Here is a 21,719-nt window from a genome sequence, read left to right as displayed (position 1 = left end):
GGGGATGTTACGAATGATACGGACGATAAAGACATTTGATCATTGGCTGCAAGTACTAACGACATTCCTACACTATGTGTCAAATGGTTTACTTTTTTTTATCATGCTGATGATTAGTTTTGATGTGATTTGGCGCAATATTTTTAATCGTCCTTTAACGGGTGCATTTGAAATGACAGAATTAGGGTCAGCATTGCTCGTGTTTTTTTCCCTAGCGATTACACATCAGTATAAAGAACATATTTCGATTGGTTTTATTGTCGATAAGATGTCTGCTAAAGTAAAGGGGCTTGTTTTAGGAATAATTGAAATCGGGATCTTCATCATCTTAATTGTGATGTCAAATCAGCTATTCTCCAATGCTGCCCGTGTGATGGGAAGAAATACAACTACAAGCGACTTGAGTTTGCCGATTTATCCTTTTTTATATTTATCAGCTTTTGCAGCAATCGTCTTTGCTTTTGTTGCCTTATCAAGCGGTCTGAAGTATTGGATAAAGGCGGTGGATAAATCATGAGTGTAGAGATGATTGGTGTTATTGGCGTTATTGTACTATTAGTGTTGTTCCTTCTGAAAGTTCCTGTTAGCCTTTCTTTATTGATTGTCGGTACAGTAGGGATTGCGATGATTCGAGATTGGAATGCAGGCTTCGTTCAATTGGGAAACACGCCTTTCAATACAGCTAGTTCGTATTCATTAAGCGTGATCCCACTTTTTATTTTGATGGGAATGTTCCTTTCTTATAGCGGTTTCGGCCAAGATTTATACCGTGCTGTTGATTCTTGGATTGGCCAAGTAAAAGGCGGGCTTGCCATAACGACCATTGGAACGAGCGCTCTTTTTTCTTCCATTTCTGGATCGGTAAATGCAACGACAGCAACGATGGCGCGGATTGCACTCCCTGAAATGAATAAATACAAGTATGATCCTGGTCTTTCGACATCATGTGTTGCGGCAGGAGGAACATTAGGCATTCTTATTCCGCCAAGCGTTATTTTGATTCTTTATGGGGTATTAACGATGGAGCCGGTCGGAAAATTATTAATTGCTGGCATTATTCCAGGAATATTGCAAATGGTTATTTTTATGGCGGTCATTTATTTAATGGTTGTGAAAAATCCTTCGCTTGCCCCAACGAGTACGAGAAAATCTTGGAGTATAAGATTTAAATCATTAGGGAAAGTATGGCCTTTTTTCTTGCTTTTCGCACTTAGTATTGGCGGAATTTATCTTGGATTTTTTACACCTACAGAGGCAGGCGGGGTAGGAGCTTTTGGCGCGTTTATAATTTCAGCAGCAACAAGAAGATTAAGCTGGGAAGATTTTAAAAAAGCCCTTAGTGAAACGACTCGTCTTACTGCGATGATTTTTCTCATTTTAATGGGGGCAGATATTTTTAGTAAATTTCTGGCGATGAGCAGAATTCCGGTGATTGTTACTGAATTTGTAGGCAATCTTAACATGTCGCCATATATGATTCTTGCTTTTATTCTATTAGCATATTTTATTCTTGGTCTCTTTCTTGAGGGAATCGCCATTTATGTGTTGACATTGCCCGTCGTCTACCCGCTTATTATTCAGTTAGGGTTTGATGGCATTTGGTTTGGCGTCATTATGGTAATGGTGATGAACATTGGGCTGGTTACACCGCCGCTTGGTATTAGCGTATATGTCATAAGCGGTGTAGCAAAGGATGTACCTATTGAAAAGATATTCCGCGGAGTTGTTCCGATGCTATGTGCGATGATTCTTTGCTTGCTGTTAATCGCTGTTTTTCCACAAATTGTAACCTTTTTACCGAACTTGATGAAGGGCTGAGTTGTGCGGTGAAAGGACGCTGAAGCGTTCTTTTCACTGCTTTTTATTTTTCCGTAGAGGGAATCTCACTCTCAAGCAGAAAGGACATCTCCTATTATCCATTCAACTATGTCATTAGCTGAATCTTTCTAAAAGATGAGTTTATTTATTTGTTTTATTCTAGCATCGCTAGTATGTATAAAATACAATCAATCATTGAATAAAGATGACAATTAATGAAACTATTAAAAAAAATGAATGAAACAGAAAAAAAGAATGCAGCTAAATCAGCTGAAATTGCTTTTTGCTTTTATTCCATTATCTTACTCATTCATTCTCTGTATTCCTATTTTGTAAAAGGGACGTTTGGCGCTTCATTTACGTTTTAATTTTAGGTCTGATTGTATTCTTTAGTAGTGCGTTTATCCCACATCTAACTGGCAGTAAGACCTCTAAGCGCTTCATCTTCTTTGGTAGGTACGTATATAGATGTAAGCTCTCCGGCTCTAAATAATTGTGCTAAACGGAGTGCATCTCGACGATCTGTTTTTACTCGATCTCCTGGTTTTTGTGGAATAAGTGAGGGTGCAATGACTGCACATTCTACTCCAATGCTTACGAGCAAACGGTATATACCATATCCCGTTGGACCTGTTTCATAACAAAATTTTAATTGATCTAGATTACCCAGTTTTTTAACTAACTGTCTGATAGCATTTGGTGTATTAGAAATCATCCCAAGATATCTTGGTTCATTTCTTCCTTCATCTGCGATCGCAACAGCAATTTTTTCCTTTGACACGTCTAAACCTACGTATTTTGTGGTATCCTTCATATTAATGGCTCCTTTCGTAATGCAGCTCTAATTTGGTTTTCTATTTAGTAACAAGTCTAACCAAGTTAACCTGCGATATTACGAGTAAGGGGCCAGTTTCGTTCATGATAACTTTATTTTAAATAAGATAATAAGGGTTAGCAGCATATCATTTCTGCTAACCCTTATTATCTATTCTTTACGGTAACGAGCATGAATGTTGTTCTGTTTATAAGTGCCTGCTTCGCTAAATTCGATTAATTCCATTGATAATGCTAGGTAGCGTTTCGTAAATAAAACGGCAAAATGATCTTTAATGACATCGAAAAGTTCATCACAGGCTGTTTTTTTATCGGTTTCCGAGCGGCCGGCTCCAATTTTTAAGGCGACATGTACGAAGGCATCATCTTCTGCACCATCTGCAACGCGGTAATCTTGAAGCTCAATCGCTCTGGAGCGGATACCGCCAATAGGGAAAATGGCGCTTTTTGAAATAAGAACATCATTGATTTTTTTCAGCAGCTCCGGCATGTTTGCTTCGTTTTTTATGTTGGCTGTGTATTCCACAATAATATGCGGCATGAGCATTTCCTCCTCTCTTATTCCTAGTGAAGACTCAAGACTATTTCAAAAGGCATCATCACCGACAATCGTGTTTACCAAACGGCCAATGCCATCAATTTCTGTGATTACCTCATCACCAACCGCCGTATCAACAGAGCCCTTCGGGGTTCCGGTTAAGATGATGTCGCCGTCATTTAGTGTCATAAAGCTGCTAAGGTATGCTATCAGTTCGTGAATGCTAAAAATCATATCTTTCGTCGTACCCTCTTGCGTCAGTTTTCCGTTGACATATGTACGCAGTGAAAGATTCATAGGATCGCTAACGTCCTTTGCATCGACGAGCCAAGGGCCAATAGGAGTACAAGTGTCACGATTTTTCACTCGCAAGTTAGGACGATAATAGTTTTCTAAATAATCACGAATGGCATAGTCGTTTGCAACGGTGTAGCCTTTAATATAGTGATAGGCATCTTCTGCTTTCACATTGCGTGCCATTTTGCCAATGACGACAGCAAGCTCACATTCGTAATGCATAAATGTTACATCAGACGGTCTTCGTGTATGAGCGCGATGTCCGATAAACGTATTCGGGCCTTTTAAGAAAACAAGTGGTTCAGTTGGCGCGTTGAAAGCAAGTTCTTTTGCATGATCTGCATAGTTCAAGCCTAAAGCAAAGACTGTACGCGGTTGAATGGGCGGCAGCCATACGACTTCTTCTTCCGCGGCAATCCGCCCATCTGCCAGCTTTAGTTTGCCCTCAAATTCAAAAGCATCATGAATAGCGCCATCATATACAACTCTCGCTCTTTTCATTTCGCCACCCCCAAAACGAGCTCCTGTTCTCGTACAACGGTATTTTCGAGCATCCCTACACAATCGATTTCAATACGGACAATGTCACCTGCTGCAGCTGAAGGTGCTTTTTCGGGCACGCCTACTAGCAGCACATCACCAGGATGAAGCGTCATAAAATCTGTTACATCAGCAATTAAACGGGCGACAGGGCGAATTAAGTTTGCGGTCGTATTTTCCTGTTTCAGCTCGTTATTTATGTAGACACGTATTCCCAATTCGTCAGGGTTTGAGACCGCAGAACGATCTATAATCCAAGGGCCAATCGGGCAGAAGCCATCTCGCGCCTTGTATTGAACAGCAGGACGATATACGCTGTCATGTGGAATGCTGACATCATTTACAACTGTATATCCTGCTGCATAAGACAGCGCTTGTTCTTCACTTACACGTGTCGCTTTTTGTCCTATTACAACGCCTAATGCAGCGCCAATCTCTAATGCTTGTGTATGAGATGGCAGCGGAATTGGCATGTTGCAGCTGCTAAATGTATTTACTGGTTTTATATAAAGAATAGGTGCTTTTGGTGGCTCATGATAAGGAGACTTAGTCATTGCTTCATTGAGAGCAGCGAAGGCACCTTTATAATTTAATAGGGTTCCGTAAACAGTTCCTGAAATTGGAACATCTACTGACAATTCGTTTGTCTGAAAACGCTGTCCATTCAAGTTTACGATGTTGCCTTTAGGATCAACGTCTGCTTCGATAAGCTGTGGAATCCCGTACAGCTTCATTTTTGCTTTTGTCATTATGTCACTCCTCTGATAATAGAATATTTATTGTGTAGAAAAAAGAATCATAGAGATATCATATATCATATAATATATTATCTAAAGGTTCAAATAATTATTTATTTGTTTTAAAGGAGTAGGGAGTACCCTGTCATTACTTTTCTATCAAATAAAGATGCCCTGAATAAAGGAATTTTTCAAAAAATTACTTGAAATCATATATGATTTAGTATATGATTAAAACGTGAAAAATATTTAAAAAGATGAAGTCATTCATTTTAGTGAAGGTGTAAAACAGTTTTCATTTCAAGTTCCCAAAGGAATAATGAATGAAGAAAGGATGAGGAGGAGCTAATAAAGGAAGCAACATAAGAATGTACTCATTAGATTAGCCAACGGTTTAATACTAAGTGCACGTGTACTGCGCAGGTTTGGATTTGTTTTTATATTAAAAGTGCCTAGTTAATGATTGAAAACGAACAATAACATATATTATCAGAATATAATTATTATTCAAGTTGTAAGCGTTGACAAAAAACATGTTGAGGGGGAGAAATCATGCCAGCACGTACAGGCAAAGAATACATTGAAGGAATAAAAAGTCGGAAGACAGAAGTGTGGATTCATGGGGAAAAGGTGGACAACATTCCTGAGCATCCTGCCTTTAAAAATGTTGTTCAAAGTGTTGCCGGCCTTTATGATCTTCAATATGAGAAACCAGACAAAATGCTCTATACTTCTCCTACATCTGGAGAAAAAGTAGGTCTTTCTTTTATTGCCCCGAAGACAAAAGAAGATTTATTTAGAAGAAGAGAAATGCACAGTGAATGGGCTGCTTTTTCTGGTGGAATGATGGGAAGGTCGCCTGATTATTTAAATACGAGCATCATGGCTTTCGGGACGGCTAGCTCTTTTTTCGCGCAATCTGGCGGAGGCGATCCCCGCTTTGCTAAAAACGCGGAAAATTATTATGAATATGCTCGTGAGAACGATATCAGCTTAACACATACTTTGATTCATCCACAGGTGAATCGTTCAAAGCTGACACAATCTGAACAGAAGGACCCTTTCCTTTCTGCACGGATTACGAAAAAAACAGCAGATGGCATTGTTATTAATGGGTGTCGTCTCCTTGCAACTTTAGGCGGCATTACCGATGAGCTCGTTGTCTTTCCGTCTACGGTAAATAGAACACCTGGAAATACAGATGATCCGTATGCGTTTGCTTTTGCAATTCCAAACAATACGCCAGGTTTAAAGTTTCTATCTCGCGAATCATTTGATTACGGTAAAAATCAGTGGGATCATCCACTAGGCGCTCGTTTTGATGAAAGTGATGCGATTATTTCGTTTGAGGACGTACTTGTTCCTTGGGAAAGAGTATTTGTTTGTGAAAGTACAGATATTTGCAATCGTACATATGCGGAGACGAATGCCGTTGTGCATATGACTCATCAAGTCATCGCGAAAAACACTGTAAAGACAGAATTTGTACTTGGAGTTGTCCTTAGTATCATAGAAGCAATTGGCATTGAACAGTTCCAGCACGTCAAAGAGAAGGCAAGTGAGATCATGATTATTTTGGAAGTGATGAGATCACACTTATATCGTGCAGAACATAATGCCAAGATTGACAAGTATGGAAATATGACACCTGATTTTGAACCTTTGAATGCAGCACGCAACTGGTTTCCAAAAGTTTATCAAAGAATGGTAGAAATCATTAGGATACTGGGCGCTTCTGGCTTAATGGCTCTGCCAACACAGGATGATTTTAACAATGAAGATATTGGAAATCTCGTTCATCGCTATACACAAGGAGCTAATATTGACGGCTATGATCGAGTACAATTATTCCGTTTGGCTTGGGATATTTCTATTAGTGCATTTGGCAATCGCCAATCGCTTTATGAGTACTATTTCTTTGGCGACCCTGTCAGAATGTCCAATGTATATTATGATATGTACAACAAAGCGCCATATAAAGAAATGATAAAAACTTTTCTAGAAAGAGCAAAAAGTCCAAACAAAACGTATACGAATATATGAGTGAAAAAGAAAATAACATTCTTTTCTTGTCAGTTTACGATTTCGTATAATCGATAACACTTCTCACTTGCCTAAATGATGCAAGTTGCTTCATGATTGGAAGTAGAGGTGGAACCTCTACGATCCTTAGGTCGCCCTCATGATGGTAATAAAGAGTGTCTAGCGATACACAGCTTCTTAGCTTTACGATCATCTGAACTGAATAAAGGGCCTTCCTGTTCGGGAAATATGGAAGAAAGGAGGAGGAAAGATGGAAAAAATAGAACAAACCATCGATGATCGTTTGTTTCGTCAAGCGATGGGAAGCTTTGCATCAGGTGTGACCGTCATTACGACAAAATCTAATGGCGATATTCATGGAATGACTGCGAATGCTTTCATGTCTATATCATTACAGCCTAAGCTCATTGCCATAAGTGTTGATCATCGAGCGAAGATGCTGGAGCATATCCGTGAAGCAAAGAAATTCGCTGTTAATATTCTTTCCGATCAACAGAAAGAAATGTCTATGTATTTTGCAGGACAGCTGAAAGAAAAACGGGCGATTTCGTTTGAAGAACTTCAAGGCGTTCCAGTGCTTCCAAAATCAGCAACATCTATTGCTTGTCAATTATACAATGAGCATGAAGCAGGAGATCATACGATTTTTATCGGCGAGGTATTGGGAATAACATTAGAGAAGGAAGCACCTTTAGTTTTTCATGGGGGGCAATATAAAAAAATTGTTCCCGCTATAAATTAACGGATTGCGCTATTTTTATACTCATCTCTATTATACCTTGGGCTTAACAGTCAGGTGAAGCAGCCGCTTCACCTGCTAAAAGTCCGACGATCTAAGTGAATGTGTGATGCTTGTCTACGTAATCGGTTTATTAGGAACTAAGTTTTAGTCTCCTATATATTTTTACACTAAAAAATCATATATGATTTTATATATAATTTACATGTTTATTTAATATAATGTTATTGATAGAAGAGTAAGGGGATAATTTGCAAATAAAAATAAGAGGAGGCAGATTGTATTGGCTTATGAAGATGTAAAACAAAGATTAAGAGGTTCGATTTGTCCAGTTATTACACCGTTTACAGAGCAAGGAGAAATAGATGAGGAAACCTTTAAGCAATTAGTAAATTGGCAAATTGAAAGCGGCAGCCATGGCATATCGGTAACAGGAACGAGCGGCGAGCCAAGTTCTTTAACAGTGGAAGAAAGAAAACGAGTAATGAAATTAGCAATGGAAACGATTGATGGGCGTGTTCCCTTTGCACCTGGTACGGGTTCCACGAATCATAAAGAAACGATGGAATTAACAAAGTATGCAGAAGAGCTGAGTGCAGATGCAGCGATGGTTATTGTTCCTTATTATAACAAGCCGAATCAGCAAGCTCTATATAATCATTTTAAAACGGTTGCTAATGCAGTGAAAATACCGATTATTATCTATAATATTCCAGGACGTACTGCTGTTAATATGGAAGTTTCAACGATGAAACGTTTAGTGGAGGATTGCCCTAACATTATCGGGGCTAAAGAATCAAATAAAGATTTTGAACATGTTAATCGTGTACTCCTTCATTGTGGAAGAGATTTCTTGTTGTTTTCAGGCATTGAGCTGCTTTGTTATCCAATGCTGGCAATTGGCGGAGCAGGTTTTATTAGTGCTACAGCAAATGTGGAGCCAAAGAAAGTAGCTGCACTTTATAATGCTTGGGCCGATGGCGATGTGAAACGTGCACAGGATCTCCATTATGAGTTAATGCCGCTGAATGATGTACTCTTCAAGGATACAAATCCGGCTCCAGCAAAAGCAGCGCTTGGAATGATGGGCAAAATATATCCAAAATTGCGTATGCCAATGGGGCCGCCATCAGAAGCATTGAAAGCAGAAATCCGAGAGACATTAGCGCATTGCGGTATTCTTGCGTCAGCAGGAAGCAAGTCTTAAAAGAAAGGGAAGATGATAAACATGCTTCTTAAACACCAAGCACAAAAAGATATTTCCTTATATATCAATGGTGAATTTACCAAAAGTATAAGCGGCACTATGTTTAACAACGTGAATCCTTTTACAAATGAAGTAATCAATCAGGTAGCGGAAGGCCGTTCAGGAGACATAGAGCAGGCTGTAAAAGCAGCGAAGCAAGCATTTGTAGAAGGACCTTGGAAAACAATGAAAGTGAAGAAACGGTTGGCATATATCAATCGGATTGCTGACTTGATTGATGAAGAAGTAGAAAATATTGCTTATTTAGAATCTTTGGATACAGGCTTGCCTATTAGTCAAACGAGAAAAATGGTGAGCCGCGCTTCGGAAAATTTTCGCTTTTATGCAAGAATGGTAGAAAGCCGTCTCGTCGGAGAAACATATCAAGTGGACGATGAATTTATTAATTACACTATTCATCAACCCGTTGGCGTTGCTGGTTTAATAACACCGTGGAATGCGCCGTTTATGCTGGAAACGTGGAAAGTAGCTCCAGCACTTGCTACTGGAAATACTGTCGTTCTAAAGCCTGCAGAATTATCGCCGTTAACAGCGAATAAGCTTGCGGAGATCATTCATAAAGCAGAGCTTCCTAAAGGCGTTTTTAACATTGTTCATGGGTTCGGAGAGACAGCAGGTGCTGCACTTGTAAAGCATCCTGATGTTACACTCATTTCTTTTACTGGTGAGACTATTACAGGTTCTACTATAATGAAGAATGGTGCAGACACATTAAAACGCTTTTCAATGGAGCTTGGTGGGAAATCGCCAATCATTGTTTTTGACGACGCTGATCTTGACCGTGCTTTAGATGCTTGCGTCTGGGGCATCTATTCCTTTAATGGAGAGAGATGTACAGCGAATTCGCGGCTATTTTTACATGAAAATATAAAAGAGAAGTTTATTGCCGCATTAAAACAGCGTGTAGCAAATATTAAAGTTGGCGATCCGCTTGCTGAAGAAACGCAAGTAGGTCCACTTATTCATAAGGAACACTGGGAAAAAGTAAAAGGCTACTTAGAAATAGCGAAAGAAGAAGGGGCAGAAGTGATCACAGGGGAGATTCCGGCAAGCCTTCAAAAAGGAAATTTTGTATCCCCGACGATTATTTTAAATGTCGATAACAACATGCGCGTCGCACAAGAAGAAATTTTTGGTCCTGTGCTGACAGTACTGACTTTTAAAGAAGAAGCAGACGTCATTAAAATGGCTAATGATGTAAAATATGGTCTTGCCGGCTATGTTTGGACGAACGATATAAAGAGAGGACATAGAGTAGCGCATCAAGTTGATTCAGGTATGCTTTGGGTAAATGCGCAAAATGTCCGTGATTTAAGAACGCCTTTTGGCGGTTCCAAACATTCAGGAATTGGTCGTGAGGGCGGCCACTATAGTTTTGAATTTTATACAGAACAAAAAATCATTCATGTGGCAATTGGTGAACATCATATCCCTCAATTTGGCAAGTAAATGATGGGTGGGAATCAGGTGGAGATATTGCCTCCGCCTGTATTCCATATATTGATTAATAAATATTCTTAAAAATCAATCATTTGATAGGCAGTGTACACTATTTAAATCGTACTTTGATTTAACGTATTTTTGAATAACACATGTATATATTAGAAAAAATTATTTGTTTCTTTATGTTGATAAAAAATAGAAAGATAGGGTGAGAAACATGACATTTTCTATCATTCGTGTAGCCAGAACGGTGCTTCATGTAACTGACTTGCAGGCATCACGAGATTTTTATGTAAATGCGCTAGGCTTTATTGAAACAGAACATGATGAAGAGCATATTTATTTGCGAGGGCTGGAAGAACATGTCCATCATAGTCTATTGTTAAAAAAAGCTGACAAGCCAGTTGTTGAAGTGTTAGGATACAAGGTAGAGAAAGAAGAGCATTTGACAAAATTGGAAGCGCTTTTTCAATCGCAAGGCTTGAAAACTAAATGGGTGGAGAAAGGGAAACAGCGAGCAATGGGCAGGGCACTGCGCGTCCATGATATATCTGGGATTCCATTAGAATTCTTTTGTGAAATGGAAACTGTCGAACGCATGCTGCAGCGCTATGATTTATATCGAGGAGCAAGAATTCAACGAATTGATCATGTTAACTGTGCTGTACCAGATGTTCAAAAGGCGTATGACTTTTATATTGATCAATTGGGCTTTGCTTGTTCTGAATATACAGCTACTGAAGATGAGAAAATTTGGGCAGCATGGCTTCATCGTAAACCAACCGTCCATGACCAAGCCTTTATGAATGGCAAAGGCCCAAAGCTGCATCACTTTGCCTACTGGCTATCAGAACCAATGAGTTTGATTCATTGCTGCGATGTGCTGGCAAGCATGGGATATGCTGATGCCATTGAAAGAGGGCCGGGGCGGCATGGTTTATCGAATGCCTTTTTCCTTTATTTAAGAGATCCGGACGGCCATCGCATCGAGCTTTATACAGGTGACTATTTAACGAGTGACCCAGACTTTAAGCCAATTCGTTGGGATTTAAATGATCCAAGACGCCAAACCTTCTGGGGACACAAAGCTCCTGACAGCTGGTTTAACGAAACAAGTACATTTATCGATATTGAAACTGGTGAAGAGATTGCTGTTCACGAACCGCTGCTGGAGCAAAAAAAGCCTGAATTTATCATTTAAACACGAGGTCACAAGCTGTAGCAGTTATTAATCTTTCCTTCCTAATAAATGTAGCAGAGATGATTGTTTTTGCGCGCTGCGATAGTGGGTCGCAGCGTTTTTCATTTGTTGATGCTGCTCTTCTTTAAAGTGAAGTCTTTTCTAATCCATTTTTATGCGAACACAATAGGGGGGATGAACTTGAAAACAGTATTTTTATCTGAAGAAGAACAACCTATATCAATCGTAAAAACGGATACTTGCGTCATGGCTCTTGGCTTTTTTGACGGTGTCCATCTCGGCCACCGCAAAGTCATTCAGACAGCTTCTGAAATTGCTAAAACAAAAGGATTGACCACTGCTGTGATGACTTTTTTTCCTCATCCAAAAGAAGTGATTAGTGACGGTAAAATGAAAGTTGACTATCTCACTTCTCTTGCACAAAAAGAAGATATATTGAGTCGTCTAGGCGTTGATTGCTTATATGTCGTTGCATTTAACCGACGTTTTGCCATGCTTTCTCCAGAACAATTTATTGAACGGTATGTAACTAAGTTGGGAGCAAAACACGTTGTTGCTGGCTTTGATTTTACATACGGTTATCGTGGACAAGGGAATATGGATAGGATCGCAGTTGATGGCAAGGGAGCATTCTCTGTTACGAAAGTCGAAAAAGTAGCGTTAAACGGAGAGAAGATAAGCTCTACATTGATTAGATCCCTCATTTTAGCAGGAGAAGTAGACAAGGTATTGGCATATTTAGGGAATGAGTATCAAATAGCTGGTTCCCTTCAATTTAATCAGTATGAAATCACTTTTATCAATAGAGACAACAATTTATTGCCAAAACCAGGCGCCTATCATGTATCTGTTTATGATGGAAAAGAAACGCACTCTGCGATCGCTCATCGAAGAAATCATCATAACAACATATTGTTGCAGTTTACGAATAGTATCGCTCCATTTCCAGAGAACGCTTGGTTAACAATAACGTGGCACAAACAGTTTGTTCAAGATAAACAAAAATTTAGAGAGCATATGGACGTACAGATCCATCAGTAGAGGAAGAACCCCCTGCTGATGGACAGTTACTTGATCATGACAACTCATTCTGCGTATACATTCATCATTCAAAAACGCTTCTAATCTGCTAATCTAGTTCCTGCTTGATATTTCTGATTTCTTCGACACTTAATTCGGTGAGGCTCGCAATGACTTCTTCTGTATATCCTTTCTTTATCATATTAGAAGCGATACGTTTACTACTCTTTTTCATTCCTTGTTTCATACCTTGTTTCATTCCTCGTTTTATTCCTCTTTCAATCCATGAATTTGGCAGTTTTAAGATTCCTTCTGTTTCTTGAGGCTGAAGATGTTTGATTTCTTCCATTAGTATTTGTTCCTCCTTTTGGTCGAGTTTTAAATATGTTTCAAAGAAGCCATTAATCAATGCCATTTTTGCTGGGTTCAGTTCCATACGGACGAGCATGCGCAAAAATTCCAGCTTCACTTGAATCCGTTCTTTCGCAGTGTAGTCCATTTTACTAAGCAAGGCAGCAGCAGCGGGATTATTAGCGTACACAAAGCTGCGCCAATTCATTGTTCGCAGCTGCAGTTTTAAAAATTGAAAAGTGAGCACCTCTTGAAAAGGAAAAGACATTGAAAATGTCGTTGGTTCTTTCCGCTTTTCATCGTAGCTAAAGACAGCAATCGGTAGAATTGGTTTTCGATATTTTTCGTATAACCTGCTAAAGTAGATAAACATCCGTTCATGGAAATAAGGCTGTGTGTACGATTGGGGTTCAATGTGAATGATAATAATCGTATTTTTTTCGCGTAGTTTTGTTTCCATGAGGATGTCGACTCTCCTTCTTTCACCGACAGTTACATCTGTAAAAACTTCTTCTGATAGCAGTTTCAGGTAGGAAAAGTCAATGTGGCTGTGAATGTGTGGGAAAAAAGCTTCCAAAAATTCTGCGAAAAATGTCCGAATGAGCTCTTTAAACAAACGGTCATGGTCTGTATATTGCCGCGGCTCCTCACGAAGAAGCGCTGTTGACAACATTGTATCACATCCTTATTGAAGTAATGAAGATGACAAGGGGCGTTGCGGAGGTCTATAGGTGAGGGTTTCATCTTCATCATAAATATAACATAAAAAACAAACAGGAACAAGTGTTCTTTTTGTCGTTCATCTTTTTTGATCTAAACAGCTTCACTTCCACATATCATAAAAAAGACTTCATATCTTTGGTTAAAATAAAGTGAAACTTCCATGAGTGGGGGGGTTTCTTTTATCCCACTGATAAGAAGTAGAACAAAGGCTAAGATCGCAACGTCCTCGAAAAGGAAACCGCTTTTCTTCGTGCGATGTATCGCTGCCGAAGCTTTCCTTGTCCTGTTGCAACGCCTTTGTGACCGACATCCTCGAAAAAGAAAAACACTTTTTCTTCGTGCGATGTTGATTCAAGAAGCTTTCCCTTGTCCTGTCGGCCCGAACCAATCGGACATTTGACTTTCAGTTATCCCCACCTAGACTTCTTCGATTTCTCTTACTCTTGAGGTGGAGGTCTTACTGCCAGTTAGATGTGGGATAAAAAATAGTATTAAATGGACATATATGATAAATTTAGAATAGAATCTAATCGGACTTTCATAGCATCATAGAGTGATAGCGGAACAGCAAAGAGGAGGATGGCGATGAAGAAAATAAATTCTTTTAAGATTGTTGCTGCTGCCACAGTTCTTGCATTAGCGTTGCCTGCAGTTGCCAATGCTGCTGGAAACAGTGAAAAGATGGTGGAAACAGCTAAAGTATCTCAAACGAATTTGAAAGATGCAATCGTTCCTGTTCGCATGATTGCAGAGGCGATTGGCGCACAAGTTAAGTGGGAGCAAGGTGCAAAAACGATCACTGTTTTACGTGGTGATACAACACTTGTATTGCAAATTGGAGAATCGACTGCAACAGTGAATGGAAAGACGAAAGATATTGGACAGAAATTAGAAACAAAGAATGAACGGGCGATGATACCGCTCTCCTTTATGAATGAGGTGTTCACTACTCAGCTAGGCTGGAATGAAAATAAAATCATCTTTGAAGCGGATGATTATATTGGACGGGCAAGTTTTTTTATCCATGATGTCGTTCATGGAACTTTTTCTGCTTCCGATGCAAATTTGAGTCCAGAGCTTCAGAAGCTTTTTCAACCGCAAATTTTTCAGGAAATGTGGAAAACGTATGAGCAAAACATGTATGGGGAAATCGGAAAGCAAATTTCCGCTCATGTAGAGGAAAATAATGTTCATATTAATGCGACGTTATTATATGAAGCGAAAAATATGCCGTTTGAAGTTGTCATTCGCTTTAATAAACAGGGGCAGATTGATGACTTTATGATATCGCCGTTTGGTCCATCAACATCAACTATTTACCAAAAACCTGATTATGACCATAAAGAGAAATATATTGAGCAAGAAATAACTGTTGGTGAAGGGCCGTTTGCTCTGCCTGGGACATTAACACTGCCAAAAGGGGAGGGGCCATTTCCAGCTGTTGTGCTTGTTCAAGGTTCTGGTCCTCATGATCGAGATTCAACAATGGGTGGTATGAAGCCTTTTCGAGACATTGCTGTTGGATTGGCAGAGCATAACATTGCAGTCCTTCGCTACGAAAAAATTACGAAGGAACATCATTTTAAATCATTTGATCCAAAAATGACATTGAAAAGAGAGACAGTAGACGACGCTTTGAAAGCTGTTGCTTTATTGAAAGATCAAAAAGCGATTGATCCTTCCAAAATTTTTGTTGCTGGCCATAGCCAAGGTGGCTTCGCAGTGCCAATGATGATAGAAAGCGATAGAGATAAAAGCATTGCGGGTGCGATTTTATTAGCAGGGCCAAGTCAAAAGTTTGATGCACTACTCGTTGAACAGCAGGAAGTGGCCTTGGAACGAATGAACCAATTGAAGATGCCTACGGAAGCGATCAAACAGCAAGAGCAGGCTGCCGCGATGTGGAAAAGCATTGCTGAAATGATAAATGATCCGCAATATTCTATCGATCACTTGCCAGAGAATTTCCCGGCTGGCCACCCTTATTGGTGGTTTGAAATCCGAGATTATATTCCAAGTGAAGCAGCTAAAGAACAGAAGACGCCAATGCTGGTGATGCAAGGGGAAAATGATTGGCAAGTGTCTGTCAAGCAATTTGAGGGATGGAAAGCAGCTCTAAAGCATCGTCAAGATGTTGAATACAAATTATATCCAAAGGTAAACCACTTTTTAACGGAGTATGATGGTATATCTATTGGGATGGAATACAGTGAGCCTGCGAATGTCCCATCACAAATTATTGACAACATTGCTGCTTGGATCAAGAAAGTAAAGTAAGAGGAACAAAGAGCTAATGTCAAAAACATTGACGATGTTTTGACATAGCTCTTTTTCTAATAAAGCTTTAGAATTGTCCTGTATCAAAAGGTCTTTTATACCATATTTGACAAAGGTAATAGGATTGTTTACAATTATGACTGACGGTCAGTTTTTATTTTAATAGGTTAAGCCCTGCTGCTTAGGGAAGGAAGAACCCCTTTGATTCTCTATGTTCAAGCCGGAAGCTTAAATGAGGCTGTTAGAGGGATGTGAAGATTTACATGAGCAAAAAAGAGAAGTTATTGAATGCGGCCGTTGATATTTTTTCTGAGAAGGGGTTAGAAAAAGCAACGGTATCTGATATTACTGCAAAAGCTGGTGTTGGGAAAGGAACTTTTTATTTGTATTTTGCGTCTAAAATGCAAGTCGTTCCTGAAATTGCAGATGCACTGCTGCAAAAAATTATGCAAAAATCGAAGGAAAATATCTCTTTAGACGAACCATTCGACCAAAAAATAGAGAAACTAGTGGATCTTCATTTTCAAGCAACGAAAGATTACAAAAAAATATTAAAAATTTGCTATTCTAGTCTTGCTGTAGCAGATGAATTGACAAAATGGGAAAAAATATATGAACCATATTATCAATTTATTACGGAACTGCTGGAAGATGCGAAAGCAAAAAACGAAGTAATTTCTACAATTAACACGAAAATCACTGCTAGACTTATCGTTGGCTCAATTGAAGAGGCAGCTGAACAGTTATATATTTTTAATGATGATCTGCTTGAAATTGAGGAAACTAAAAAAGAACTAATAGATTTTTTAAGGAGAGCACTTCAATAAGCAGGTGCATCGGTATTATACTATTATGACTGACGGTCAGTCATTGAGTAGAGGAGCTTCATTATGAATAAAGGTTGGATTTATGTATTATTAACAAGTTTATTTGAGGTTGTATGGGTTACATTGTTAAAGACAGCTGATAGTGTTTTAGATTGGGTGATCATTGCCTTAATTGCTGTCGTTGATTTTAAAATTCTTATTAAAGCGTGTGATCATTTGCCGACAGGAACTGTTTACGCAGTATTTGCCGGTTTTGGTGCAGTTGGTGCGGTTTTAATTGATTGGCTGTTTTTTGATGGTCAAATAACAGTTCCTAGGTTATTTTTTGTCTTCTTAATGGTTTTAGCAGTGATAGGATTAAATTTAATTGAAACGAAACAACAAAAAGAGAGGAAAGCATAATGGGTTTACTAAGTGTATTTTTTGCCGCATTTCTTGAAATAGCAGGAGTAACGAGCTTGAATCGCTATAGCCGTGACAAAAAATTATTGGATTTAGCTGGTATTTTCGTATTTTTTGGCCTTAGTTTCTTCTTATTAAATATTGCTTTCCAGTACTTGCCTCTTAGCGTTGCATACGTTATTTGGACTGGAATTGGAACAGCAGGAGGCGTCATTATCAGCATGCTTTTCTTTGGAGAGTCAAAAGATTGGAGAAGAATTAGCTGTATAGCGGTTATTATTATTGCTGTTATTGGTTTGCAAATATATTAAGGATAGACAAATATTTAAAGCAAAGCAGCTAAGAAAAGTGCAACATTTTTCTTAGCTGCTTTTTAAAACCGATTTTATATCCCATATCTAACTGGCATTAAGACCCCCACTCATGGAAGTTTCATTATAGGAAAGTAGTGAGTTAGAAGCCCTGCTGCTTTGTAATCAATCCAAAGTTCACATAAGGAAAACGATTGGAAACAAACTGATTTCTTATTTATACTTTGTGCTGGCGTAGATGGCCACATTCTTCTTCAAGTTTAAATGCTGTTTTTTCCATGCTTTTAATATTTCGATCCATACTTAAAACAGTAAGTGCTAATGTATATTGACAGAAAAATATAAATATGTTAATTTTAATGAAAATTAATTCAAGAGCTTCTTATCTTCACATCAACTAGCCGAAGTTGATGCGCTTATTCCAGGTCTTGACGATTATAAGTTTTATTCAGAAATGAGATACAACCATCATTATCGAGGTTGGTTAAGCTTTTAATAAAGAAACAGATTTTGGCAATCTTGTGTATTACCGCGGTTTATATAGAGACCCTATACCATACCCAAGCCATTTGGTGGTCCGGCTGAATCTGAATAATTTACTATAAAAAAAGGCTCTTCCTTCCCTATAAATGGAAGTGAAGCGCCTTTTTTATATAAATATAGTCTTGATTTATTAGGAGGTCGAACGATGATTCTATCAGTCAATCAAATCCACAAATCGTATGGAAAAGAAAAAGTACTGAAAGGTATTTCTTTTACGATTGATCAACCGCAAATTGTTGCTTTAGTTGGTCCCAACGGTTCTGGAAAATCAACACTTTTAAACATTATCACTAATCTAGTCACCGCTGATCAAGGGACTGTGACGATTTTGGGCAAAAATAATAAGAATCCTCAGATTTTCAAGGAGATTGCTTTTATGCAAGATAACGCTGTCCTCTATGATTATTTAACGGGCTATGATCATCTTCAATTTATCAGTAACGTCCAAAAAATTCCGAAACAACAAATGTTAGAAACTGCAGAGCGAATTGGAATGACCGACTACCTACACAAAAAAGTAGGAAATTATTCTCTCGGAATGAAACAGCACTTATTATTAACAATGGCTCTTTTAAATCAACCGAAATTGCTCATATTAGATGAACCTTTAAATGGTCTTGATCCTACAAGCGCCATAAAAATAAGGAATCTATTACGAGATTTATACGAAAAAGGCACAACGATTATGCTATCTTCACATCAACTAGCTGAAATAGACCTTGTTACTTCCGACATCTTATTCTTGAAAGATGGCAACATCATACAAGAACATATCCCTCATGATGAAAAAATTGGTTACCAACTAACCGTTGACAATGTCCACCAAGCAAAAAAGCTCTTAGAAGCAAACAATATTCCAGTAAAAATAGAAAACAATCAACTATTGCTCTATATGAAAGATACTGCTATTCACGATATGCTTCAATTGTTCTTCGAGCAAGAAGTAAAACTATTAGATATCGAGAAAAAAATGCTCGGTTCTGAAGATCGTTATCAACAAATTTTTGGGGCGGATGTATCATGAGATTTCTTCAATTCGAACTAAAGAAAGTATGGCGGGAAAAACGACTTCTTTGGCTATTTGTAGTCATCCTTTTAAGCACAGGTGGTATGTTCTATCACCATTATTCGCAAAAGACTCTCATGTCAGAACGGGCTACAAAGAAGATGGAACCGCTTAACCGTGAAGTAAACCGTTTGAAAGAAGAACTGGAAATGCTGAAAGAAGGAAGCGGTTTCGACGATGTACAAGCAAAACAATTTGCACATTTGCAAGATATGGGAGTTTCATTGGTGCATTGGAAGGTTGCAATTAATCATGAAAAATGGGGTGAGATTCCCGCACATGAAGAGGATTTCTTGATCCATTTACAGGAGCTTGAACAGTCTGGAGGCACATTTCCTTTATTAGAAGGAATGGAAAAAGAAAAAGCAATCGCAAAAAATGCTTGGCTTCGAGATTATAACCTACCTTATGAAGATGAGGAATTTCCATTATCTCCAGTCTTGTTTTTAAAAGCAAATGCAACGGTGCATGTTGGTTTTTTCGGTATCCTCTTATTACTACTCTTCTTTGGTGCTACGATCATCGCAGAAAAAGAACAGAAAACATGGTTAACGTTAAGTACGCAACCAATTGCTAAATGGCGGTTGTTAGGCGGAAAATATGTAGGCTTATTAGCGATGTTGTTCCTTTTTCTCATCATGGTTACTGCTTTAGGGATCCTTATCCCTATCCTGTTTGGTTATAGTCAAATTCACTTTCATTATCCACAAATTGTCCCTGCTGGAGACAGTTTTGACCTGATTTCTACTTTTGAATATTTGATAAGAGGGGCAATGCTCTTTCTTAGTGCCAGTCTCTTTGCTTTTAGTCTTATCATTTTCTTTAGCACAAGACTCACAACGACTTTCCGAGCTTTATTATTTATTTGTACAACGGTTCTTTTTGGTTATGTCGTGACAAATAAGTATGAGGTGTTACAAACGCTTATTAATCCTTTTCAAGTTTTGCATTTATTATCAAAGATAGAAGCAATGTCTACCAGTACGATTATGTTATCCTTTCTCTCTGCAGTGGCATGGAGTTGTTTGTTGCTGGCAACCGCCATGGTACTACCTGAGAAAAAAGCTGGATTATCACGGGAACATGTCTATCGACCTTTTCGACGCGGGGCCATTCAACCGCAGCGCTCCACGTGGCGGCAGTTTACTATATTCGAATGGCGAAAAATGAAACGGAAGAAGCTCGTCAAGCAAGTGTCGATCTTTCTTGTTGCGCTGCTAGCGCTCGGATATGCGCTTATTTACCAAGAAGCAAAAGAAAAAGAAGCTGCCTACTTTAATAAGTTAAAAGACTCTCAAAAGCTTATTGATCTTTTGAAAGAAGATATGTCTGAAGCAGGAGAATTCGTTGAACTAATGGCCGATTTAGAAATAGCATTGGCCTTTGCTGAAGAACGATTAGCTAAAAGCAATCTTGCTATTGAAGGCTACAAAAAGGGAGATTGGCGTCCATTATATGAGTATCAGCTTTTCGAAAATCGGTTTGCGAACAACGAACTGGATACTGGTAATATTGAAGGTTCGATGGAGCATAAAACGGGGAGAATGGCAATAGCTGCTAGTTTGTTAGAAAAACAATGGTTGATGGAACGTCATATTCGACCTGTATTTCCAGGAGAGGACGTTCTCACTATATTTCATTATTGGAAAGAAAATGAGGCGCATTATCAAAAAATGTGGGAAGAAGAGAATCGGAAAGTAGATAGCAGTGGACTTTTTTCGCTATTTCTTTACATAGATCGGCATTACTTTTTTGTGCCCCTCGTCTTGTTTTTTCTATTATTAGGAGGCGGCTTGGCAGCAGAAAGAGGAAAGCGTCCAACACTACATTTTCTATTCACACAACCACTTTTGCGTACGCAAATTTTTAATGGAAAATGGCTATCATCGTTCATGGCAGCTATTGGAGGTAGTGTCGGGCTTGTTTTCATTTCTTTACTCATTGCGACGATCTTTAATCGCTTTGGAGATTGGATGTATCCCATTTTCGTCTATGATAGTGCTAGTTTAGCCAATTCACCAGCCTATACAGGAAATTATGCACAAGGAATGGGCTTTCACTTTATCCCAATTGGTGAATATGTAGTCCAAAGCATTGTCTTATTTTTAATTGTATTGATGTTCTTGCTTACTTTAACTATTTTTTGTTCTGTGTGGATAAAAAATCAATTCAGTTTGGTTACGTTCGTTACCATCCTTGTTATTGCTGGCTACTTCATAGGAACGCAACTATTTCCGCAATTCGCCCATTTGTCGCCGTTTACTTATTTTCATATTGCCAAGATCATGAATGGTGAAACGCAAGCGTTGCTAGACAATCAGTATGTACAGTTTACAACAGGCAGTATCGTGTTACTGCTTTTGACAGCTAGCTTGATCGTGATCGGGAACATCGTTTTGCATAGAGATAAAAGGAATATTAAGATGGACAAAGACACTACAAAGCAAATAAGGATATAGAATGATGTTTTAAGATGATAGGAACATCCCTTACCACCTTTATAATAGGGGCCAAAGAGCCCCTTATTTTTAGAAAAATGTACGTTATCATTAAAGACAAAGATATGATTTTGAGTATAGGGGTGAGGTTATGAAGATCATCATAGAAAATGCAAGAGTTGATGAGGCAGAAAGTTTAGTAGACGTTTACCGTGATGCTTACGAAGAAAATGAAAAGTTAGGGCTTCCTGCGAGCGCGCCAAAAGTATCAATACAGGAGTTCAACATTGGATAAATGAATCGA

Annotated in this window: 21 protein-coding genes; 16 read left to right on the top strand and 5 right to left on the bottom strand. The window is 38.6% G+C overall.

Features of this window, described 5'->3' with window-relative positions; genetic code table 11:
• The first annotated feature begins 13 nt into the window (after positions 1 to 13).
• The 3 genes from J2S08_RS05910 to J2S08_RS05900 all read left to right on the top strand — a co-directional run bounded on the left by J2S08_RS05910 (position 14) and on the right by J2S08_RS05900 (position 2,186).
• Positions 14 to 517, top strand: coding sequence for a TRAP transporter small permease (locus J2S08_RS05910; protein WP_307227608.1), 504 nt, complete (start codon positions 14 to 16; stop codon positions 515 to 517).
• Positions 514 to 1,818 carry a TRAP transporter large permease gene (locus tag J2S08_RS05905; protein WP_307227606.1) on the top strand — a complete coding sequence of 435 codons (1,305 nt, stop codon included), beginning with the start codon at positions 514 to 516 and terminating at the stop codon, positions 1,816 to 1,818. The genes J2S08_RS05910 and J2S08_RS05905 overlap by 4 nt, the downstream gene beginning before the upstream one ends.
• Positions 1,819 to 2,033: 215 nt before the next feature.
• A complete protein-coding gene (locus J2S08_RS05900) occupies positions 2,034 to 2,186 on the top strand; it encodes a hypothetical protein (RefSeq protein ID WP_307227604.1) in 153 nt (50 codons plus the stop codon).
• A gap of 44 nt (positions 2,187 to 2,230) precedes the next feature.
• On the opposite strand, the gene J2S08_RS05895 is transcribed toward J2S08_RS05900, so the two are convergent.
• From J2S08_RS05895 to J2S08_RS05880, 4 genes are all read right to left on the bottom strand, one after another.
• Entirely contained in the window at positions 2,231 to 2,632 is a 402-nt protein-coding gene (locus J2S08_RS05895) for an IS110 family transposase (RefSeq protein WP_370875636.1), read from the bottom strand.
• 171 nt (positions 2,633 to 2,803) lie between these two features.
• Positions 2,804 to 3,193, bottom strand: coding sequence for a 5-carboxymethyl-2-hydroxymuconate Delta-isomerase (locus J2S08_RS05890; RefSeq protein ID WP_307227602.1), 390 nt, complete (start codon positions 3,191 to 3,193; stop codon positions 2,804 to 2,806).
• A 45-nt stretch (positions 3,194 to 3,238) separates the two neighbouring features.
• Positions 3,239 to 3,988 carry a fumarylacetoacetate hydrolase family protein gene (locus J2S08_RS05885; protein ID WP_307227600.1) on the bottom strand — a complete coding sequence of 250 codons (750 nt, stop codon included), beginning with the start codon at positions 3,986 to 3,988 and terminating at the stop codon, positions 3,239 to 3,241.
• A complete protein-coding gene (locus J2S08_RS05880; protein ID WP_307227598.1) occupies positions 3,985 to 4,776 on the bottom strand; it encodes a fumarylacetoacetate hydrolase family protein in 792 nt (263 codons plus the stop codon). Before J2S08_RS05880 ends, J2S08_RS05885 begins: the two co-directional genes overlap by 4 nt.
• Before the next feature lie 540 nt (positions 4,777 to 5,316).
• Between J2S08_RS05880 and hpaB the strand changes: the two genes are divergently transcribed.
• From hpaB to J2S08_RS05850, 6 genes are all read left to right on the top strand, one after another.
• Complete coding sequence (hpaB, locus tag J2S08_RS05875; RefSeq protein WP_307227596.1) at positions 5,317 to 6,807, top strand: 4-hydroxyphenylacetate 3-monooxygenase, oxygenase component; 1,491 nt, start codon at positions 5,317 to 5,319, stop codon at positions 6,805 to 6,807.
• A gap of 250 nt (positions 6,808 to 7,057) precedes the next feature.
• The gene (locus J2S08_RS05870) at positions 7,058 to 7,549 is read left to right on the top strand and encodes a flavin reductase family protein (protein WP_307227594.1); all 492 of its coding nucleotides are present in this window, start codon (positions 7,058 to 7,060) and stop codon (positions 7,547 to 7,549) included.
• 280 nt (positions 7,550 to 7,829) lie between these two features.
• The gene (gene hpaI, locus J2S08_RS05865; RefSeq protein WP_307227592.1) at positions 7,830 to 8,753 is read left to right on the top strand and encodes a 2,4-dihydroxyhept-2-ene-1,7-dioic acid aldolase; all 924 of its coding nucleotides are present in this window, start codon (positions 7,830 to 7,832) and stop codon (positions 8,751 to 8,753) included.
• 21 nt (positions 8,754 to 8,774) lie between these two features.
• The gene (hpaE, locus tag J2S08_RS05860; protein ID WP_370875635.1) at positions 8,775 to 10,262 is read left to right on the top strand and encodes a 5-carboxymethyl-2-hydroxymuconate semialdehyde dehydrogenase; all 1,488 of its coding nucleotides are present in this window, start codon (positions 8,775 to 8,777) and stop codon (positions 10,260 to 10,262) included.
• Between the two features lie 211 nt (positions 10,263 to 10,473).
• Positions 10,474 to 11,457 (top strand): 3,4-dihydroxyphenylacetate 2,3-dioxygenase, encoded by a 984-nt coding sequence (hpaD, locus tag J2S08_RS05855; RefSeq protein WP_307227589.1) that lies wholly within the window; start codon positions 10,474 to 10,476, stop codon positions 11,455 to 11,457.
• Between the two features lie 180 nt (positions 11,458 to 11,637).
• Positions 11,638 to 12,498 carry an FAD synthetase family protein gene (locus J2S08_RS05850; protein WP_307227587.1) on the top strand — a complete coding sequence of 287 codons (861 nt, stop codon included), beginning with the start codon at positions 11,638 to 11,640 and terminating at the stop codon, positions 12,496 to 12,498.
• Positions 12,499 to 12,586: 88 nt separating this feature from the next.
• On the opposite strand, the gene J2S08_RS05845 is transcribed toward J2S08_RS05850, so the two are convergent.
• Entirely contained in the window at positions 12,587 to 13,501 is a 915-nt protein-coding gene (locus J2S08_RS05845; protein ID WP_307227585.1) for an Rpn family recombination-promoting nuclease/putative transposase, read from the bottom strand.
• Between the two features lie 635 nt (positions 13,502 to 14,136).
• On the opposite strand from J2S08_RS05845, the gene J2S08_RS05840 reads away from it, so the two are divergent.
• From J2S08_RS05840 to J2S08_RS05810, 7 genes are all read left to right on the top strand, one after another.
• Complete coding sequence (locus tag J2S08_RS05840) at positions 14,137 to 15,828, top strand: stalk domain-containing protein (protein ID WP_307227583.1); 1,692 nt, start codon at positions 14,137 to 14,139, stop codon at positions 15,826 to 15,828.
• Between the two features lie 263 nt (positions 15,829 to 16,091).
• Complete coding sequence (locus J2S08_RS05835; protein ID WP_307227581.1) at positions 16,092 to 16,655, top strand: TetR family transcriptional regulator; 564 nt, start codon at positions 16,092 to 16,094, stop codon at positions 16,653 to 16,655.
• Positions 16,656 to 16,718: 63 nt separating this feature from the next.
• A complete protein-coding gene (locus J2S08_RS05830) occupies positions 16,719 to 17,057 on the top strand; it encodes a DMT family transporter (RefSeq protein WP_370875634.1) in 339 nt (112 codons plus the stop codon).
• Entirely contained in the window at positions 17,057 to 17,368 is a 312-nt protein-coding gene (locus J2S08_RS05825) for a DMT family transporter (RefSeq protein WP_307227579.1), read from the top strand. Before J2S08_RS05830 ends, J2S08_RS05825 begins: the two co-directional genes overlap by 1 nt.
• 688 nt (positions 17,369 to 18,056) lie before the next feature.
• Complete coding sequence (locus J2S08_RS05820) at positions 18,057 to 18,935, top strand: ABC transporter ATP-binding protein (protein WP_307227577.1); 879 nt, start codon at positions 18,057 to 18,059, stop codon at positions 18,933 to 18,935.
• On the top strand, positions 18,932 to 21,436 hold the full coding sequence (locus J2S08_RS05815) for an ABC transporter permease (protein ID WP_307227575.1): 2,505 nt from the start codon (positions 18,932 to 18,934) through the stop codon (positions 21,434 to 21,436). The genes J2S08_RS05820 and J2S08_RS05815 overlap by 4 nt, the downstream gene beginning before the upstream one ends.
• 130 nt (positions 21,437 to 21,566) lie before the next feature.
• The gene (locus J2S08_RS05810) at positions 21,567 to 21,710 is read left to right on the top strand and encodes a hypothetical protein (protein ID WP_307227572.1); all 144 of its coding nucleotides are present in this window, start codon (positions 21,567 to 21,569) and stop codon (positions 21,708 to 21,710) included.
• The last annotated feature ends 9 nt before the right edge of the window (positions 21,711 to 21,719 follow it).

The organism is Bacillus chungangensis (assembly GCF_030812995.1).
GTDB lineage: Bacteria > Bacillota > Bacilli > Bacillales > Bacillaceae_C > Bacillus_CF > Bacillus_CF chungangensis.
The sequence above is the reverse complement of the archived record's forward strand: the minus strand, read 5'-3'. Positions and strand labels throughout refer to the sequence as shown.

Excerpts from the sequence above, each read along its gene's own strand:
- J2S08_RS05880 (WP_307227598.1), bottom strand. The coding sequence starts at position 4,776 with ATGACAAAAGCAAAAATGAAGCTGTACGGGATTCCACAGCTTATCGAA.
- J2S08_RS05815 (WP_307227575.1), top strand. The coding sequence starts at position 18,932 with ATGAGATTTCTTCAATTCGAACTAAAGAAAGTATGGCGGGAAAAACGA.
- J2S08_RS05870 (WP_307227594.1), top strand. The coding sequence starts at position 7,058 with ATGGAAAAAATAGAACAAACCATCGATGATCGTTTGTTTCGTCAAGCG.
- J2S08_RS05835 (WP_307227581.1), top strand. The coding sequence starts at position 16,092 with ATGAGCAAAAAAGAGAAGTTATTGAATGCGGCCGTTGATATTTTTTCT.
- J2S08_RS05910 (WP_307227608.1), top strand. The coding sequence starts at position 14 with ATGATACGGACGATAAAGACATTTGATCATTGGCTGCAAGTACTAACG.
- J2S08_RS05840 (WP_307227583.1), top strand. The coding sequence starts at position 14,137 with ATGAAGAAAATAAATTCTTTTAAGATTGTTGCTGCTGCCACAGTTCTT.
- J2S08_RS05825 (WP_307227579.1), top strand. The coding sequence starts at position 17,057 with ATGGGTTTACTAAGTGTATTTTTTGCCGCATTTCTTGAAATAGCAGGA.
- J2S08_RS05905 (WP_307227606.1), top strand. The coding sequence starts at position 514 with ATGAGTGTAGAGATGATTGGTGTTATTGGCGTTATTGTACTATTAGTG.
- hpaD (WP_307227589.1), top strand. The coding sequence starts at position 10,474 with ATGACATTTTCTATCATTCGTGTAGCCAGAACGGTGCTTCATGTAACT.
- J2S08_RS05830 (WP_370875634.1), top strand. The coding sequence starts at position 16,719 with ATGAATAAAGGTTGGATTTATGTATTATTAACAAGTTTATTTGAGGTT.
- J2S08_RS05895 (WP_370875636.1), bottom strand. The coding sequence starts at position 2,632 with ATGAAGGATACCACAAAATACGTAGGTTTAGACGTGTCAAAGGAAAAA.
- hpaB (WP_307227596.1), top strand. The coding sequence starts at position 5,317 with ATGCCAGCACGTACAGGCAAAGAATACATTGAAGGAATAAAAAGTCGG.
- hpaE (WP_370875635.1), top strand. The coding sequence starts at position 8,775 with ATGCTTCTTAAACACCAAGCACAAAAAGATATTTCCTTATATATCAAT.
- J2S08_RS05845 (WP_307227585.1), bottom strand. The coding sequence starts at position 13,501 with ATGTTGTCAACAGCGCTTCTTCGTGAGGAGCCGCGGCAATATACAGAC.
- J2S08_RS05820 (WP_307227577.1), top strand. The coding sequence starts at position 18,057 with ATGATTCTATCAGTCAATCAAATCCACAAATCGTATGGAAAAGAAAAA.
- J2S08_RS05890 (WP_307227602.1), bottom strand. The coding sequence starts at position 3,193 with ATGCCGCATATTATTGTGGAATACACAGCCAACATAAAAAACGAAGCA.
- J2S08_RS05885 (WP_307227600.1), bottom strand. The coding sequence starts at position 3,988 with ATGAAAAGAGCGAGAGTTGTATATGATGGCGCTATTCATGATGCTTTT.
- J2S08_RS05900 (WP_307227604.1), top strand. The coding sequence starts at position 2,034 with ATGAAACTATTAAAAAAAATGAATGAAACAGAAAAAAAGAATGCAGCT.
- J2S08_RS05810 (WP_307227572.1), top strand. The coding sequence starts at position 21,567 with ATGAAGATCATCATAGAAAATGCAAGAGTTGATGAGGCAGAAAGTTTA.